At 69.3% G+C, this 15,440-nt stretch carries 15 protein-coding genes and 1 tRNA gene; 10 read left to right on the plus strand and 6 right to left on the minus strand.

All coding sequences use genetic code 11. The features are described from left to right. Positions 1 to 26 precede the first annotated feature (26 nt). From G5B31_RS08565 to G5B31_RS08585, 5 genes are all read left to right on the plus strand, one after another. The gene (locus G5B31_RS08565) at positions 27 to 1,175 is read left to right on the plus strand and encodes an ABC transporter substrate-binding protein (protein ID WP_165016065.1); all 1,149 of its coding nucleotides are present in this window, start codon (positions 27 to 29) and stop codon (positions 1,173 to 1,175) included. A gap of 94 nt (positions 1,176 to 1,269) precedes the next feature. Continuing rightward, positions 1,270 to 2,181 carry a branched-chain amino acid ABC transporter permease gene (locus tag G5B31_RS08570; RefSeq protein WP_165016302.1) on the plus strand — a complete coding sequence of 304 codons (912 nt, stop codon included), beginning with the start codon at positions 1,270 to 1,272 and terminating at the stop codon, positions 2,179 to 2,181. A gap of 3 nt (positions 2,182 to 2,184) precedes the next feature. Beyond that, on the plus strand, positions 2,185 to 3,174 hold the full coding sequence (locus G5B31_RS08575) for a branched-chain amino acid ABC transporter permease (protein WP_165016068.1): 990 nt from the start codon (positions 2,185 to 2,187) through the stop codon (positions 3,172 to 3,174). Next, on the plus strand, positions 3,167 to 3,916 hold the full coding sequence (locus G5B31_RS08580; RefSeq protein ID WP_165016071.1) for an ABC transporter ATP-binding protein: 750 nt from the start codon (positions 3,167 to 3,169) through the stop codon (positions 3,914 to 3,916). The genes G5B31_RS08575 and G5B31_RS08580 overlap by 8 nt, the downstream gene beginning before the upstream one ends. Further along, positions 3,913 to 4,602, plus strand: a complete 690-nt coding sequence (locus G5B31_RS08585; RefSeq protein WP_165016074.1) for an ABC transporter ATP-binding protein — start codon at positions 3,913 to 3,915, stop codon at positions 4,600 to 4,602. Before G5B31_RS08580 ends, G5B31_RS08585 begins: the two co-directional genes overlap by 4 nt. A gap of 286 nt (positions 4,603 to 4,888) precedes the next feature. On the opposite strand, the gene G5B31_RS08590 is transcribed toward G5B31_RS08585, so the two are convergent. Beyond that, positions 4,889 to 4,964, minus strand: a tRNA-Ile gene (locus G5B31_RS08590). Between the two features lie 141 nt (positions 4,965 to 5,105). Between G5B31_RS08590 and purM the strand changes: the two genes are divergently transcribed. Continuing rightward, positions 5,106 to 6,152, plus strand: a complete 1,047-nt coding sequence (gene purM / locus G5B31_RS08595) for a phosphoribosylformylglycinamidine cyclo-ligase (protein ID WP_165016077.1) — start codon at positions 5,106 to 5,108, stop codon at positions 6,150 to 6,152. Next, complete coding sequence (gene purN, locus G5B31_RS08600) at positions 6,149 to 6,739, plus strand: phosphoribosylglycinamide formyltransferase (RefSeq protein ID WP_165016080.1); 591 nt, start codon at positions 6,149 to 6,151, stop codon at positions 6,737 to 6,739. Before purM ends, purN begins: the two co-directional genes overlap by 4 nt. A 27-nt stretch (positions 6,740 to 6,766) precedes the next feature. Here purN and G5B31_RS08605 read toward each other — a convergent pair whose 3' ends face one another. Further along, on the minus strand, positions 6,767 to 7,144 hold the full coding sequence (locus G5B31_RS08605) for a YbaN family protein (protein ID WP_240904334.1): 378 nt from the start codon (positions 7,142 to 7,144) through the stop codon (positions 6,767 to 6,769). Between the two features lie 134 nt (positions 7,145 to 7,278). Between G5B31_RS08605 and rnd the strand changes: the two genes are divergently transcribed. After that, positions 7,279 to 8,436 carry a ribonuclease D gene (rnd, locus tag G5B31_RS08610; protein ID WP_165016083.1) on the plus strand — a complete coding sequence of 386 codons (1,158 nt, stop codon included), beginning with the start codon at positions 7,279 to 7,281 and terminating at the stop codon, positions 8,434 to 8,436. Positions 8,437 to 8,702: 266 nt separating this feature from the next. On the opposite strand, the gene G5B31_RS08615 is transcribed toward rnd, so the two are convergent. Continuing rightward, positions 8,703 to 9,164, minus strand: a complete 462-nt coding sequence (locus tag G5B31_RS08615; RefSeq protein WP_165016085.1) for a hypothetical protein — start codon at positions 9,162 to 9,164, stop codon at positions 8,703 to 8,705. A 121-nt stretch (positions 9,165 to 9,285) separates the two neighbouring features. Here G5B31_RS08615 and G5B31_RS08620 point away from each other — a divergent pair, with 121 nt between their 5' ends. Beyond that, the gene (locus tag G5B31_RS08620) at positions 9,286 to 9,693 is read left to right on the plus strand and encodes a SufE family protein (protein WP_165016088.1); all 408 of its coding nucleotides are present in this window, start codon (positions 9,286 to 9,288) and stop codon (positions 9,691 to 9,693) included. A 59-nt stretch (positions 9,694 to 9,752) separates the two neighbouring features. Beyond that, positions 9,753 to 10,325, plus strand: coding sequence for a transglycosylase domain-containing protein (locus G5B31_RS08625; RefSeq protein ID WP_165016091.1), 573 nt, complete (start codon positions 9,753 to 9,755; stop codon positions 10,323 to 10,325). A 55-nt stretch (positions 10,326 to 10,380) separates the two neighbouring features. Here the strand turns inward: G5B31_RS08625 and G5B31_RS08630 are convergent, their stop codons facing one another. From G5B31_RS08630 to cobS, 3 genes are all read right to left on the minus strand, one after another. Continuing rightward, entirely contained in the window at positions 10,381 to 12,174 is a 1,794-nt protein-coding gene (locus G5B31_RS08630; RefSeq protein ID WP_165016094.1) for an aminopeptidase P family protein, read from the minus strand. Positions 12,175 to 12,287: 113 nt separating this feature from the next. Further along, positions 12,288 to 14,156 carry a cobaltochelatase subunit CobT gene (gene cobT / locus G5B31_RS08635; RefSeq protein ID WP_165016096.1) on the minus strand — a complete coding sequence of 623 codons (1,869 nt, stop codon included), beginning with the start codon at positions 14,154 to 14,156 and terminating at the stop codon, positions 12,288 to 12,290. Positions 14,157 to 14,202: 46 nt separating this feature from the next. Next, on the minus strand, positions 14,203 to 15,177 hold the full coding sequence (cobS, locus tag G5B31_RS08640) for a cobaltochelatase subunit CobS (protein ID WP_165016098.1): 975 nt from the start codon (positions 15,175 to 15,177) through the stop codon (positions 14,203 to 14,205). Between the last annotated feature and the right edge of the window lie 263 nt (positions 15,178 to 15,440).

Below are 15,440 nucleotides of genomic sequence, written 5' to 3' on the forward strand. Positions count from 1 at the left end.
AACGACCAACAGGAAAGGAAATGCAGATGAGATTGAAAACCCTCCTCCTTTCGGCCGCGGCGGCGCTGTCGCTGGCCGCGGCCCCGGCGATTGCCGATGGCGTGAAGGTCGGGCTGATCACCACGCTTTCGGGCGGCGGCGCCGGCATCGGCGCCGATGTGCGCGACGGCTTCATGCTGGCGCTGAAGAACGCGGGCGACGCCGGCAAGCAGGTCGAGGTTGTGCTGGAAGACGACCAGCAGAAGCCCGACGTGGCGGTGCAGATCGCCGACAAGATGATCCAGTCCGACAATGTCGACGTGCTGACCGGCATCATCTGGTCGAACCTGGCCATGGCGGTGGTGCCGGCCGCCACCGGGCAGGGCAAGTTCTACCTGTCCTCGAACGCCGCGCCCTCGGCGCTGGCGGGCTCGGGCTGCAATCCGCTGTATTTCTCGGTCTCCTACCAGAACGACAACCTGCACGAGGCTGCGGGCGCCTATGCCTCGGAGAAGGGCGTCAAGAAGATGTTCATCATGGCGCCGAACTACCCGGCCGGGCAGGACAGCCTGGCGGGCTTCAAGCGCTTCTACACCGGCGAGGTGGTGGCCGAGGTCTATACCCAGGTCGGCCAGACCGATTTCGCCGCCGAGATCGCGCAGATCCGCGCCTCCGGCGCCGAGGAGGTGTTCTTCTTCCAGCCCGGCGGCATGGGCATCGCCTTCCTGAAGCAATATGCCGAATCCGGCGTGGACATCCCGCTGATCGGCCCGGGTTTCTCGCTGTCGGAAGACATCCTGCCGGCGGTGGGCGATGCCGCGATCGGGATCAAGAACACCTCGCACTGGTCGACCGACCTCGACAACCCGGCCAACAAGGCCTTCGTCGAGGGCTTCCGCGCCGATTTCGGCCGCTTCCCCTCGCTCTACGCGGCGCAGGCCTATGACACCGCCAACCTGCTGTTGTCGGCGATGGCCAAGGCCAGCCCCTCGGACCCCGAGGCCTTCCGCGCCGCGCTGGCGGCGGCCGAGTTCGACTCGGTCCGCGGCAAGTTCGGCTTCGGTCCGAACCAGCACCCGATCCAGGACATCTATGTGCTGGAGGTGGAAAAGCGCGACGGCGAGCTGACCAACAAGATCATCGGCACCGCCATGACCGACCGCGGCGACGCCTACGCCGAGCAGTGCCAGATGTGATCCCTCCGGCGGGCCGGGTATCCGATTTTCGACGAAAAATCGTTCCCGGCCCGCCCCCTGAGGCGCCCCTGAAAACGCGGAGGAGAAGGCCGTGATGCTGCTGGCCGAGCAGGTCCTGAACGGACTGCAATACGGAATGATGCTTTTCCTCATGGCCGCCGGGCTGACGCTGGTCTTCGGGGTGATGGGGCTGATCAACCTGGCGCATGGCTCGCTCTACATGATCGGGGCCTTCGCCTGCGCCACCGTCGCCGCCTGGACCGGATCGTTCTGGCTGGGGCTGGCGGCCAGCCTCGCCGCCGCCGCGGCGGCCGGGGCGCTGGTCGAGATGGCGGTGATCCGCCGCCTCTATCCCCGCGACCACCTCGACCAGGTGCTGGCGACCTTCGCGCTGATCCTGGTGTTCTCGGAAGGCACCCGCTGGATCTTCGGCGACTTCCCGCTCTACCTGAAGCTGCCGCCCGCCTTGTCCGGCGCCGTCACCCTGCCGGGCGGCCTGCAATATCCCCTCTTCCGGCTGGTGATCATCGCCGTCGGCGCCGCGGTGGCGCTCGGCCTCTGGCTGCTGATCACCCGCACCCGGCTCGGCATCCGCATCCGCGCCGGCGAGGCCGACCGCGAGATGATCGGTGCCCTCGGCGTCGACATCGCCCGGCTCTACACCATCGTCTTCGCCCTCGGCGCGGCGCTGGCGGGGCTGGCCGGTGCGCTGGTCGGCTCGATCCAGTCGGTGCAGGTGGGGATGGGCGAACCCGTCCTGATCCTTGCCTTCGTCGTCATCGTCATCGGCGGCATCGGCTCGATCAAGGGCGCGCTGGTGGGGGCGCTGCTGGTCGGCATGACCGACACCCTGGGCAAGGCCGTCATCCCCGGCCTCTTCGCCCGCTTCATGGAGGCCTCCGATGCCAATACCTCCGGCTCCGCCGTCGCCTCGATGCTGATCTACATCCTGATGGCCGCGGTGCTCTTGGTGCGCCCGCAGGGCCTGTTCGGCGCGAGGGCCTGAGCGATGAACCGCGACCTGATCGTCAACCTCGTCATCTTCGCCCTGCTGGTGGCCGTCGCCCTGGGCGCCCATGTCGCCGGGCAGGGCTTCACCGTCACCCTGGCCACCAAGGCCGCCATCCTGGGCCTGGCCGGCGTGGGGCTGAACCTCGCGCTCGGCTACGGCGGGCTGGTCTCCTTCGGCCATGCCGCCTTCTTCGGCATCGGCGGCTATGTCACCGGCATCTTCGCCAGCCATGCCGCCAACGGCGACCCGATCCTGACGCTGCCCTTCACGCTGATGGGCTCGAACGAGATGCTGGGGATCTGGCCGATGGCGATGCTGGCCGCCGCCCTGGCCGCGCTGCTGATCGGCGCGCTCAGCTTGCGGACCTCGGGCGTCTATTTCATCATGGTGACGCTGGCCTTCGCGCAGATGATCTACTACTTCGCCATCTCCTGGCCCCGCTACGGCGGCGAGGACGGGCTGAGCTTCTACGTCCGCAACAGCTTTCCCGGGCTGAACACCTTCGACCCAATCCAGTATTTCGCCATCTGCGCCGGGCTGCTGGCGCTGGCGCTGCTGTTCACTGCGGTCGTCACCCAGTCCCGCTTCGGCCTTGCCCTGCAGGCCACGCGGCAGAACGAGCAGCGCAGCACCGCCGTCGGCATCCGCGCCACGCCCGTTCGGCTGACCGCCTTCGTGCTGTCGGCGATGATCACCGCGCTGGCCGGCGCGCTTTACGCCGACCTCAACCGCTTCGTCAGCCCCTCGATGTTCAGCTGGCACATGTCGGGCGAGATCATGGTCTTCGTCATCCTCGGCGGCGTCGGCCGGCTCTGCGGCCCGGTGGCGGGCGCGGCGGTGTTCATCCTGCTGGAGCACCTGCTCGGCCCGGTCTCCGACCACTGGCAGGCGCTTCTGGGGCTGATGCTGCTGGCCATCGTCCTCTTCGCCCCCGGCGGGCTGATCGGGCTGACCCTCAAGGCGCTGCGGAGGACCGAGCATGGCTGACCCGATCCTGTCCATCCGGGGCTTGAAGAAAAGCTTCGGCGCGCTGACCGCCACCGACGACGTGTCGCTGGACCTGTTCCCCGGCGAGATCCACGCCCTGATCGGGCCCAACGGCGCCGGGAAATCCACCCTGATCAAGCAGATCGTCGGCGAGATCAGGCCGAACGAGGGCACGATCCGCTTCGAAGGCCAGGTGATCGACCGCCTCGACGCCGCCGCCCGCGCCCGCCTCGGGCTGGCGCGCAGCTTCCAGGTGTCGTCGGTGATCCCGGATTTCACCGTCTTGCAGAACGTCATGCTGGCGGTGGCCGGGGCAGACGGCCATGTCTTCCGCTTCCACCGCCCGGCGCTGTCGGACAGGACCCTGACCGAGCCCGCCCGCTTCCACATCGCCCATGCCGGGCTGTCGGGGCGCGAGGGCACCAGGGCCTCGGTCCTGTCGCACGGCGAGCGCCGCAAGCTGGAGATCGCCATGGCGCTGGCGCTGCGGCCGCGGGCCTTCCTGCTGGACGAGCCGATGGCCGGGATGGGGCTGGAAGGGGCGAAGCAGCTGACCGCGATCCTGTCCGACCTGCGCAGCGAGGCGCCGATCCTGCTGGTGGAGCATGACATGGACGCGGTCTTCGCGCTGGCCGACCGCATCTCGGTGCTGGTCTACGGCCGCATCATCGCCACCGGCAGCGTGGCCGAAATCCGCGCCAACCCCGAGGTGCGCCGGTCCTATCTGGGGGAAGAGGCATGAGCGCGTTTCTGGAACTCGACGGGGTGACCGCCTCCTACGGCACGGTGCAGGCGCTGTTCGGCGTCTCGCTGCGGCTGGACGAGGGGCGGGTGCTGGCGCTGATGGGCCGCAACGGCATGGGCAAGACCACCACCATCCGCTGCATCAGCCGCCTTCTGCCGCACAAGGGCGGCACGATCCGCTTCCGCAGCAGCAACCTGGCCGGGCTGAACGCGCCCCGGGTGGCGCGGCTGGGGATCGGGCTGGTGCCGGAGGGCCGCCGCTGCTTTGCCCCCTTGACCGTGGCCGAGAACCTGACCGTCGCCGCCCGCCCCGGCCCCTGGGACATTCCCCGCGTGGTGCGGCTGTTCCCGCGGCTGGGGGAGCGGATGGGGCAGGTGTCGCGCACGCTTTCGGGCGGCGAGCAGCAGATGCTGGCCATCGGCCGGGCGCTGATGACCAACCCGAAGCTCCTGGTGCTGGACGAGGCCACCGAGGGCCTGGCCCCGGTGGTGCGGCAGGAGATCTGGGAGGGCGTGCGCCGGCTGAAGGCCGAGGGCCTGTCGATCCTGGTGGTGGACAAGTCGCTGAAGGAGCTGGCCTCGGTGGCCGACAGCGCGGTGGTGCTGGAACGTGGCCAGACGGTCTGGACCGGCGGGCTGGAGGACCTTACGCCCGAGATGGCCGACCGCTGGCTGGGGGTGTAGGGGAGAGGCGGTCTCTCTCTGTCCACCCTGACTTGGCGAAGGCGCGTGCCTTCGCCAAAGCGCAACGGTTAAATCTTCCCGGCCGGGCCTCAATGGCCCGGCCAGCGCCCGCCCGCCCCTTGGCGGGCGCTTCACGCCCGCCCGGTCGGGCGCTGGCCTCACAGGGTCTCGTGCTGCCAACGTTTCCGGGTGCAACCGCCACGCACGGGCGGGGGCGAGGCAATGCCTCGCCTTCTCCCGCCCGGTCCCAAAGGGGGTGCTCAAACGGCTGTCTGCAGGAAAGGGGTGGTAGGCGCGGAGGGACTCGAACCCCCAACCAAGGCGTTATGAGCGCCCTGCTCTGACCATTGAGCTACACGCCCCCTGCCGCGACCTTGGGTAGCAGATGCGGGCGGGGGGTCAAGCATTCGTGACGGATGCGCCCGCGTTGCGCCCCCCTGGCCTTTGGTCTATGCGGGCGGCACCAGAGTCCGCGCCAGATTCCGCACCCGGGGGGAAGCCAGATGACCAAAGGCCAGAACGGATTGACCTATGCCGCGGCGGGGGTCGACATCGACGCCGGCAATGCGCTGGTCGAGCGGATCAAGCCCGCCGCCAGGGCCACCGACCGGCCCGGCACCATGGGCGGCCTCGGCGGCTTCGGCGCGCTGTTCGACCTGAAGGCGGCGGGGTATTCCGACCCGGTTCTGGTCGCCGCCACCGATGGCGTCGGCACCAAGCTGAAGATCGCCATCGACACCGGCAATGTCGACACCATCGGCATCGACCTGGTGGCAATGTGCGTCAACGATCTGGTCTGCCAGGGGGCGGAGCCCTTGTTCTTCCTGGACTATTTCGCCACCGGCAAGCTGGAGGTCGACCGCGCCGCCCGCATCGTCGAAGGCATCGCCCGCGGCTGCGTCGACTCGGGCTGCGCCCTGATCGGCGGCGAAACCGCCGAGATGCCGGGCATGTATCACGGCGGCGACTTCGATCTGGCCGGCTTCGCCGTCGGCGCGATGGAACGCGGCACCCACCTGCCGCAGGGCGTGGCCGAGGGCGACGTGCTGCTCGGCCTCGCCTCCAACGGCGTCCATTCCAACGGCTATTCCTTCGTCCGCAAGGTGGTGGAACTGTCGGGCCTGTCGTGGTCCTCGCCGTCGCCCTTCGGCGAGGGCAGCCTGGGGCAGGCGCTGCTGGCGCCGACCCGGCTCTACGTCAAGCCCGCGCTGGCGGCGATAAGGGCGGGCGGCGTCCACGGCCTCGCCCATGTCACCGGCGGCGGGCTGACCGAGAACCCGCCGCGGGCGCTGCCCGACGGCCTCGCCTGCGAGATCGACCTGTCCTCCTGGCAGTTGCCGCCGGTGTTCCGCTGGCTGGCCGCCACCGCCGGGATGGCCGAGGCGGAACTGCTGAAGACCTTCAACTGCGGCATCGGCATGGTGCTGATCACCGCCGCCGACCGCGCCGACGACCTGACCGCGCTGCTGGAAGGGCAGGGCGAGACCGTCGCCCGGCTCGGCCGGGTGGTGCAGGGGGAGGGCGTGGCCTACCGGGGCCGGCTGCTGTGAAGCGCGTCGCCGTCCTGATCTCCGGCGGCGGCTCCAACATGCTGCGCCTGCTGGAGAGCATGGAGGGCGACCATCCGGCCCGTGCGGTGCTTGTGGCCTCGAACGACCCGGCCGCCGCCGGGCTGGCGAAGGCGGCGGCGAAGGGCATTCCCACCGCGGCGGTGGACCACCGCCCCTTCGGCCGCGACCGCGAGGGCTTCGAGGCAGCGTTGCTGCGGCCGATCCTCGCGGCGGAGCCCGATATAATCTGCCTCGCCGGTTTCATGCGGGTGCTGACCCCCGGCTTCGTGCGCCGCTTCGAGGGGCGGATGCTGAACATCCACCCGTCGCTCCTGCCGAAATACCCCGGCCTCCACACCCATGCCCGGGCGCTGGCGGCGGGCGACAGCGAGGCCGGCTGCAGCGTGCACGAGGTGACGGCAGACCTGGACGCCGGCCCGATCCTGGGCCAGGCGCGGGTGCCGGTGCTGGAAGGGGACAGCGAGGAAACCCTCGCCGCAAGGGTGCTGGCGATGGAACACCGGCTCTACCCGGCGGTGCTGCGCCGCTACGCGCAGGGCGACCGGACGCCGCTCATGCTGCCGTAAGGCCACGGATTTTCGACGAAAATCCGGCTACCCCTTCGGCCCCGACGGCCGGGTCAGCACGAAGGCCGCCCCCGCCCCCATCAGCACCCCCTGTCCCAGCAGCGCCTGCCAGGGCAGGCCGAGCGCCACCGCCAGCACGAAGCTCGCCGCCATCATCCCCACCGCCAGCCGCTTCGCCCAGGGGGCGATGGCGCCGTGTTCCTCCCAGTTGCGGATCGGCGGGCCGAAGACCGGATGCTCCAGCAGCCAGCGGTGCAGCCGCGGCGAGGAGCGGGCGAAGGCCGCGGCCGAGACCAGCAGGAAGGGCGTCGTCGGCACCACCGGCAAGAGCACGCCGACCAGCCCGAGGGCCAGGAACAGAAGACCAAGGCTTTGCCACAGCCAGCGCAAGGGCGCCTCCGCCATCGGGTTCGGGCCGCATGGAAGCCACAGCCGGCGGCCCGGCGCAAGGCGGCATCGGCGCTTTCCTTTTTTCCCCCGCGCGCTTATAGCGAAAAACAGCTTGCGGGACGACCCCGCGCCCAGCCACAGGACGGCCCATGCGCACGATCACCACGACCGAGGACCTCGCCACCTTCTGCGAGGCCGCCCGGGCCGCGCCCTACGTCACCATCGACACCGAATTCCTGCGCGAACGGACCTACTGGTCGAAGCTCTGCCTGATCCAGATGGCGCTGCCCGGCAAGGACGGCGAGGCGGTGCTGATCGACCCGATCGAGGGCGAGGGCATGAGCCTGCAGCCGCTCTACGACCTCTTCGGCCACGAGGCGACGGTGAAGGTCTTCCATGCCGCCCGGCAGGACCTGGAGATCTTCTTCGTCGAAGGCGGCGTCTTCCCGAAGCCGCTGTTCGACACCCAGGTCGCCGCCATGGTCTGCGGCTTCGGCGAGCAGGTGGGCTACGAGACGCTGGTGAAGCGGATCGCCAAGGCGTCGCTGGACAAGACCAGCCGCTTCACCGACTGGTCGCGCCGGCCGCTCAGCGAGGCGCAGAAGGACTATGCCCTGGCCGACGTGACGCACCTGCGGGTGATCTACGAATGGCTGGCCGCGCAGCTGAAGAAGAACGGCCGCGGCCCCTGGGTCGAGGAGGAGCTGGCGATCCTGACCGACCCGGCCACCTATACCACCCACCCCGACGAGGCCTGGCTCAGGATCAAGACCCGCACCTCCTCGGGCCGCTTCCTGGCGGTGGTGAAGGAACTGGCGCGGTTCCGCGAAGCCTATGCGCAGGCGCAGAACGTGCCGCGCTCGCGGGTGATGAAGGACGATGCGCTGCTGGAACTGGCCTCCACCCGGCCCGCCTCGATGGAGGAACTGGGGCGGTCGCGGCTGCTCTTGCGCGAGGGCCGCAAGCCCGAGATCGCCGAGGGCATCCTGGCGGCGGTCAAGGCCGGGCTGGAGATGCGGCCCGAGGACATGCCCAAGGTCGACCCGGCCAAGGACCAGCCGCAGGTGAACGGCGCGCTGGCCGACCTGCTGCGGGTGCTGCTGAAAGCGAAGTCCGAATCCCTCGGCGTCGCGCCCCGGCTGATCGCCTCCTCCGCCGACCTGGACGCCATCGCCTCGGGCAGCCGCGAGGTCGAGGCGCTGCGCGGCTGGCGGCGCGAGGCCTTCGGCGAGGATGCGCTGCGGCTGTGCAAGGGCGAGGTGGCGCTGTCGGCCAAGGGTTCCGAGGTCCGCGTCGTCCGTCTCTGACCGCCGTCGCGGTATTGCGCGGCTTCGCCGCAAGCCTTTTGTCTCGCCTCTGCGCCTTTCAGGCGCAACCGGCTCGGGTCTGCCTCCGGCGGGGATATTTAGGGGCAGGTGAAAGAAAGAAGCGCTCTTCTTCCAAATTCACCTGCCACAAATATCCTCAGGGGGTTTGGGGGCAGAATGCCCCCATCAGCCGACAGCAGCCGCAAGAGCCTCCGCCAGCCATCACGAAAAGGAATGCGGCGGCAGCCGCGCCTTTGGATACAGGATCAGCGGCGGGCGGCGCGGGCGTTCATCTCGCCCTGCACCACGATCTCGCGGATCGAGTCCAGCTTGTAGTTCGAGAGGTAAAGCGCCACCACCACCTCGCGCGAGGGCGGCGTGCCCGCCCGCATCGCCTCGATGGGCGGGAAGACGCGGAAGTCCAGCACCAGCCGGCCGCTTTCGTCCAGCGGCTGCGGCACCAGCTCGGCGTCCCAGTAGCCTTGGGTCGGCGGCAGGCCGGTGGCGCGGACGATGGCGCCGCCCGGCACTTCCTCGACATGCAATGTCACCACCTGCTGTACCAGCGCCCGGCGGTCCTGCGGGGCGGCGGGCAGGGCGACCTTCTCCACCTCCTGCGAGCGGCCGAACCAGTTGAACGGGTTCATCTTGCTGTCCCGGAAGCCGCCGCAGCCCGCAAGGACCAGGCAGAGGCAGATGAGGGCAGGGCGCAGCGTCGGGCGGATCATGCGGGGTCTCCAGCTTCTGACCCTTGGCTAGCGCATGGCGCGGCTTTTGAAAAGCCGCGATCCCCCACCCACTGGACACGGCCGCCCGCAGGGCCTACCTCGGGGCGGCAGGAGAAAGACCATGGCCACCGCCGCCTTCGAGGACATCGCCGAGACCTTCGACTTCCTGGACGACTGGGAGGACCGCTACCGCCATGTGATCGAACTGGGCCGCGCCATGGTGCCCTTGGACGACAGCTTCAAGGTCCCGGCCTACAAGGTGGAGGGCTGCGCCAGCCAGGTCTGGCTGCGGCCGATGATCGAGGGCGGCCGCTTCGACTTCCAGGGCGACAGCGATGCCATGATCGTCCGAGGGTTGATCGCGGTGCTGCACGCGCTGTATTCCGGCCTGCCGCTGGCGGGCGTAGCCGAGGTGGACGCCGCCGCCGAACTGGCCCGGCTGGGGCTGAACGAACACCTCTCCTCGCAGCGCTCCAACGGTCTGCGCGCCATGGTGGAGCGCATCCGCAAGGTTGCGGCGGAGGGATGAGGCGGAGGACGGCCCTGCTTCCCGTTCTCCTCCTGCTTGCAGGTCCGGCGATTTCGGGCATGGCAAGGCCCGCCCTCGCGCAACAGGAGTTCCCCGATCTGGAACCCGGTGCGATAAGGTCGGCCTATGAGGCTGCCAGGGCTGGCTGGACGACCGTTCCCGAGTCCGTGAAACATGCCTTTCTGGTCGCGGAAGACAAGACCTTTCGCCGGCGCGCCCCGTCCCGATCCACGATCACCGCAAGCATCGCATCGTGGTATCCCGAACCGGGCGGGCGGCAGTCGTTTCCCGTCGCCATTGCCATCGCCCGGGCGCTTGCGCCGGACGAGATTCTGGATTGGTTCGTCCATGGCAGCTTCCTCGGGCAAGGATGCTTCGGTGCAGGACGGGCCTCGCAGGCCTATTTCGGCAAGGAAGCCGCACGGCTCGACCTTCATGAGGCGGCGCTTCTTGCCGCCCTTGTGGCCGATCCAGCCGCCTTGGGCAGGGATCCGGCCCGGGTCCGCGACAGAAGGAACTACATTCTGTCGGTCATGGCGGAGGAGGGCTTCGTCCCGCGGGAGGATGCCGAGGCGGCCGCATTGCGATCCCTGTCGCTGCGCGATCCGTTGGGGGAGTGCCTGCCGGAGTGATCGTCCCCTCCGGGATGGCCTGCGCAGGGCAGATTTCCCGCAAGGGTTCTACCCTTCACATCGCCGCGCAGGCCGCCCGGCACCACTCCAGCGCCTCTGCCGACAGCCTTGGCCTCAGCTTTTCCAGCACCTCGGCGTGGTAGCCGTTCAGCCAGGCGCGTTCGGCCGGGGACAGGGCCTCGGCGCGGATCAGGCGGCGGTCGAAGGGGACGAAGGTCAGGGTCTCGAAGCAGAGCTGCCGGCGGTTGTCGCCGAGCGGCGGCGCCTCCTGCACCACGATCAGGTTCTCGATGCGGATGCCGAAGGCGCCCTCGCGGTAATAGCCGGGCTCGTTCGACAGGATCATCCCCTGTTCCAGCGGCACCTCGGAGATGCGGGACAGCCGCTGCGGCCCTTCGTGCACCGAAAGAAACGCGCCGACGCCATGGCCGGTGCCGTGGTCGAAGTCCTGCCCCTCCACCCAGAGCGGAAAGCGCGCCAGCGGGTCGAGGTCGCGCCCCGCCAGCCCGACCGGCCAGCGCACGCGGGAGATGGCGATCAGGCCCTGCAACACGCGAGTATAGCAGGTCCGCGCCTCCTCGCCAGGGCTCCCGATGGCCATGGTGCGGGTGATGTCGGTGGTGCCATCGAGGTATTGCGCGCCGGAATCGACCAACAGCAGTTCGTTGCGTCCGACCGCGCGGTTGGTCTCCTCGGTCACCCGGTAGTGCATCATCGCCCCGTGGGGGCCCGAGCCGCAGATGGTGTCGAAGCTGATCTCGTGCAGGGCGTTGGTGGCGCGGCGGAAGCCCTCCAGCGCGCGGACCACCGAGATTTCGGTCAGCGAGCCTTCCGGCTGCGCGTCCAGCCAGCACAGGAATTCGACCATCGCCGCGCCGTCGCGCAGATGCGCCTCGCGCATCCCCTGCACCTCGGCCTCGGTCTTGCGGGCCTTGGGCAGGCGGCAGGGGTCGTCGCCCCAGGCCACCGCGATTCCGGCTTCCTCCAGTTCCTGCGACACCGCCAGCGGCGCGGTGCCGCGGTCCACCCGCACCGGCCCCGGCAAGGTGTGCAGGGCGGGCACGAAGGCCGAGGGCGGGCGGATCGTCACCTGCGGGCCGAGGTGGGCGCGCACCGCATCGTCGATCTTGGCGGACTCGGCGAAGAGCGTCACCTTCGCGTCGTCGTGCAGGACGGCAAAGCCGTGCAGGATCGGGTTGCGCGGCACGTCCGCCCCGCGGATGTTCAAAAGCCAGCAGAGCGAATCCGGCAGGGTGATCACCGCCGCCCGCTGCCCGGCCTTGCGCAGGTCCTCGGCCAGCCGGGCGCGCTTGGCCGCGCTCGATTCCCCGGCCAGCGCCTCGGGATGGACGAACGCCAGGCCCACCGGCGCCGGGGGCTGGTCGGGCCAGATGGCGTCGACGAAGTTCCGCGTCGGCCGCAGGGTGACGCCGCTGCCCTCCAGCGCGGCGCGGATGCGGGCGATCTCGTCCGCCGTGTGCAGCCAGGGGTCGAAGCCGACCTCGCCTTCCGCCAGATGCTCGCGCAGCCAGTCGCCCGGCTTCACCTCGGGCCAGGGGACGGGCGTGAAATCCGACAGCGCCACCTGCGCCTTGACCTGGGTCCGGTAGCGGCCGTCGATGAAGATCCCGGCCACATCCGGCAGCACGATGCAGAACCCGGCCGAGCCGGTGAAGCCGGTCAGCCATTGCAGCCTTTCGTCCCGCCTGGCGACATATTCGCCCTGATGCACATCCGCCCGCGGCACGATGAAACCCGCCAGCCCCTCGGCCGCCAGCGCGCGGCGCAAGGCGGCCAGACGCGGCGGACCCTGTTCGGGCGAGGCATGGCTGTCGAAGGTCTGGAACACGTCAAAGCCTCATTTTCTGTCTGCAAGTATCCCGGGGGTAGTCTATCGGTTTCGCCATCGGTTCGAGAAACCGATGGACTGGGGGGCTGGCCCCCCGGGCCACCGGCCACAGGCTACCCCGTCCGCCGCATCGTGCTGCGCCGCTGCGCCCGCGGGTCGCTGTCGAACAGGCTCGCCAGCTGCTCGGTCATCGCGCCGGCCAGCTGCTCGACATCGGTGATGGTGACCGCGCGGTTGTAGTAGCGGGTCACGTCATGGCCGATGCCGATGGCGATCAGCTCCACCCGTCGCAGCCGCTCGACCATCGCGATCACGTCGCGCAGGTGCTTTTCCAGATAGTTCGCCGGGTTGACCGAGAGGGTGGAATCGTCCACCGGCGCGCCGTCGGAGATCACCATCAGGATCTTCCGCGCCTCCGGCCGGCCGGCCAGCCGGCGGTGCGCCCATTCCAGCGCCTCGCCGTCGATGTTCTCCTTCAGCAACCCTTCCTTCATCATCAGCCCGAGGTTCGGCCTGACCCGCCGCCAGGGCGCGTCGGCCGACTTGTAGATGATGTGGCGCAGGTCGTTCAGCCGGCCCGGCTGCTGCGGGCGGCCCTGGGCCAGCCAGCGCTCGCGGCTCTGTCCGCCCTTCCAGGCCCGGGTGGTGAAGCCGAGGATTTCCACCTTCACGCTGCACCGCTCCAGCGTCCGCGCCAGCACGTCGGCGCAGATCGCGGCGATGGAGATCGGGCGGCCGCGCATGGAGCCGGAGTTGTCCAGCAGCAGCGTCACCACGGTGTCGCGGAACTCGGTGTCCTTCTCCCATTTGAACGACAGCGGCGTGGTCGGGTTCGCCACCACCCGGGCCAGCCGCCCGGCGTCGAGGATGCCTTCCTCCAGGTCGAACAGCCAGCTGCGGTTCTGCTGCGCCTGCAGCCGCCGTTGCAGCTTGTTCGCCAGCCGGCCGACCGCGCCCTTCAGCGGCTCCAGCTGCTGGTCGAGATAGGCGCGCAGACGTTCCAGCTCGGCCGGTTCCGCCAGTTCCTCGGCCTTGATCTCCTCGTCGAAATCGGTGGTGTAGACGGTGTAGTTCGGGTCGGCGTCGGAATGCGGGGCAGGGGGCGGCGGGTCCAGCGGCGCCTCGCCCTCGGGCAGCTCCGCCTCGTCGCCCTGTTCCATGTCGGCGCTGTCCTCCATGGTGACCTGCGCCTGCGACTGGTCCTGCTGCTCCTCCTGGTTCTGCTCGGGGCTGGCGTCCGACTCCTCGGAGTCCTGCTCCTCCTCGCCGGCGGAATCGGGGCTGTCCTGGTCCTCCTCGGCCTCGTCGCCGGCCTCGTCTTCTTCCGGCCGGTCCGGGTCGTCGCCCAGCTGGTCGCCGTAGCCGAGGTCGGCGATCACCTTGCGCGCCAGCCGGGCGAAGGCGGCCTGGTCGTCCAGCACATGATCGAGGGTCTCCAGCGTCCCCCCCGCCTGTTCCTCGATGAAGCCGCGCCAGAGGTTCATCACGTTCTGCGCGCCGCGCGGCAGGTCGCGGCCCGTCGCCAAGTTGCGCACCAGATAGCCCGCGGCCACCGGCAGCGGCGCGTCCTGGGGGTTGGTGATCTGGGCATAGGCCTTGCGGTCGGCCTCGTGGCCGATCTTGGCATCGATGTTGCCGGCGGTGCCCGGCATGTCGCGGGCCCCCATTGCCTCGCAGCGCGCGGTCTCCATCGCGTCGTAAATGTCGCGCGCCAATTGACCGACCGGGGCATAGCGGGTGCCGACGCCATCGTCGTGATACTTGCGGCGCAGGGCGAAGGCATCCGCCGTGCCGCGGGCCAGCAGCACCTCGTCCCGCGTCATCCGGCGCGAGACCTGCGGCAGGCGCACGCCTTCCTTGTTCATCCCCGGCGGATCGACCGAATAGGAGACGGTCATCTCCGGGTCGTCCGCCATGGTGCGGGTCGCCTCGGCGAGGGCCTTCTTGAACGGGTCGGCGGGGTTGTCGGAGGGTTTGCTCATATCTCACCCGCGGCGGGCAGGGTGGGGGCCTGCCCCACCGCCCGGCTCATTTCATCGCCATGCTGGCCGCCGATTCCGGCAGTTCCTCGTTGAAGCAGCGCTGGTAGAACTCGGCCACGGTCTGCCGCTCCAACTCGTCGCACTTGTTCAGGAAGGTCAGCCGGAAGGCATAGCCGACGTTGCGGAAGATCTCGGCGTTCTGCGCCCAGTTCAGCACCGTCCGCGGCGACATCACCGTGGAGAGGTCGCCGTTCATGAAGGCGGTGCGGGTCAGGTCGGCCACCGTCACCATCTGGCTGATGGTCTTGCGGCCCTTCTCGTTGTTGTAATGCGGGTTCTTGGCCAGGACGATGGCGGTCTCGGCATCGTGGCTCAGGTAGTTCAGCGTCGCCACCAGCGACCAACGGTCCATCTGCGCCTGGTTGATCTGCTGGACCCCGTGGTAAAGGCCGGTGGTATCGCCAAGGCCCACCGTATTCGCGGTGGCGAAGAGGCGGAAGCTGGGGTGGGGCGTGATGATCTCGTTCTGGTCCAGCAGCGTCAGCTTGCCGTCATGCTCCAGCACCCGCTGGATGACGAACATCACGTCGGCGCGGCCGGCGTCGTATTCGTCGAAGACGATGGCGACCGGGTTGCGCAGCGCCCAGGGCAGGATGCCCTCGTGGAACTTGGTGACCTGCTTGCCGTCTTCCAGCTTGATCGCGTCCTTGCCGATCAGGTCGATGCGGGAGATGTGGCTGTCGAGGTTCACCCGCACGCAGGGCCAGTTCAGCCGCGCCGCCACCTGCTCGATATGGGTGGATTTGCCGGTGCCGTGATAGCCCTGGATCATCACCCGGCGGTTGTAGGCGAAGCCCGCCAGGATCGCCAGCGTGGTGTCGGGGTCGAACTTGTAGGTCGGGTCGATCTCGGGCACCCGCTCGGTCTTGTCGGCAAAGCCCTTGACCCGCATCTCGGTGTCGATACCGAAGGTCTCGCGGACGGAGATTTCCTCGGTGGGTTTCGCAATGGTATCGAGCATGGGAACGTCCTGACTTCTCGCGCCCGCGAGCGCGAGCCAATCGGTCCGAGTAGTGGAGGATTCGCCGCGCAGCCGCAAGGGGAAGCGGCAGAAATGTGCCTGCTCGCGGAGCCCGGTATCCCTGGCGAAGGCGCGTGCCTTCGCCACTGTGCACCGTTTCAGCCGGGACCGGCCGGGCCCCCAAGGCCCGGCCAGCGCCCGCCCCGCCCTCGGCGGGCGCTTCTCGCCCGCCGGGTCGGGCGCTGGCCTCTCGGGGTCTCGTG

Source organism: Rhodobacter sp. SGA-6-6 (assembly GCF_011043545.1).
Lineage (GTDB): Bacteria > Pseudomonadota > Alphaproteobacteria > Rhodobacterales > Rhodobacteraceae > Pseudogemmobacter.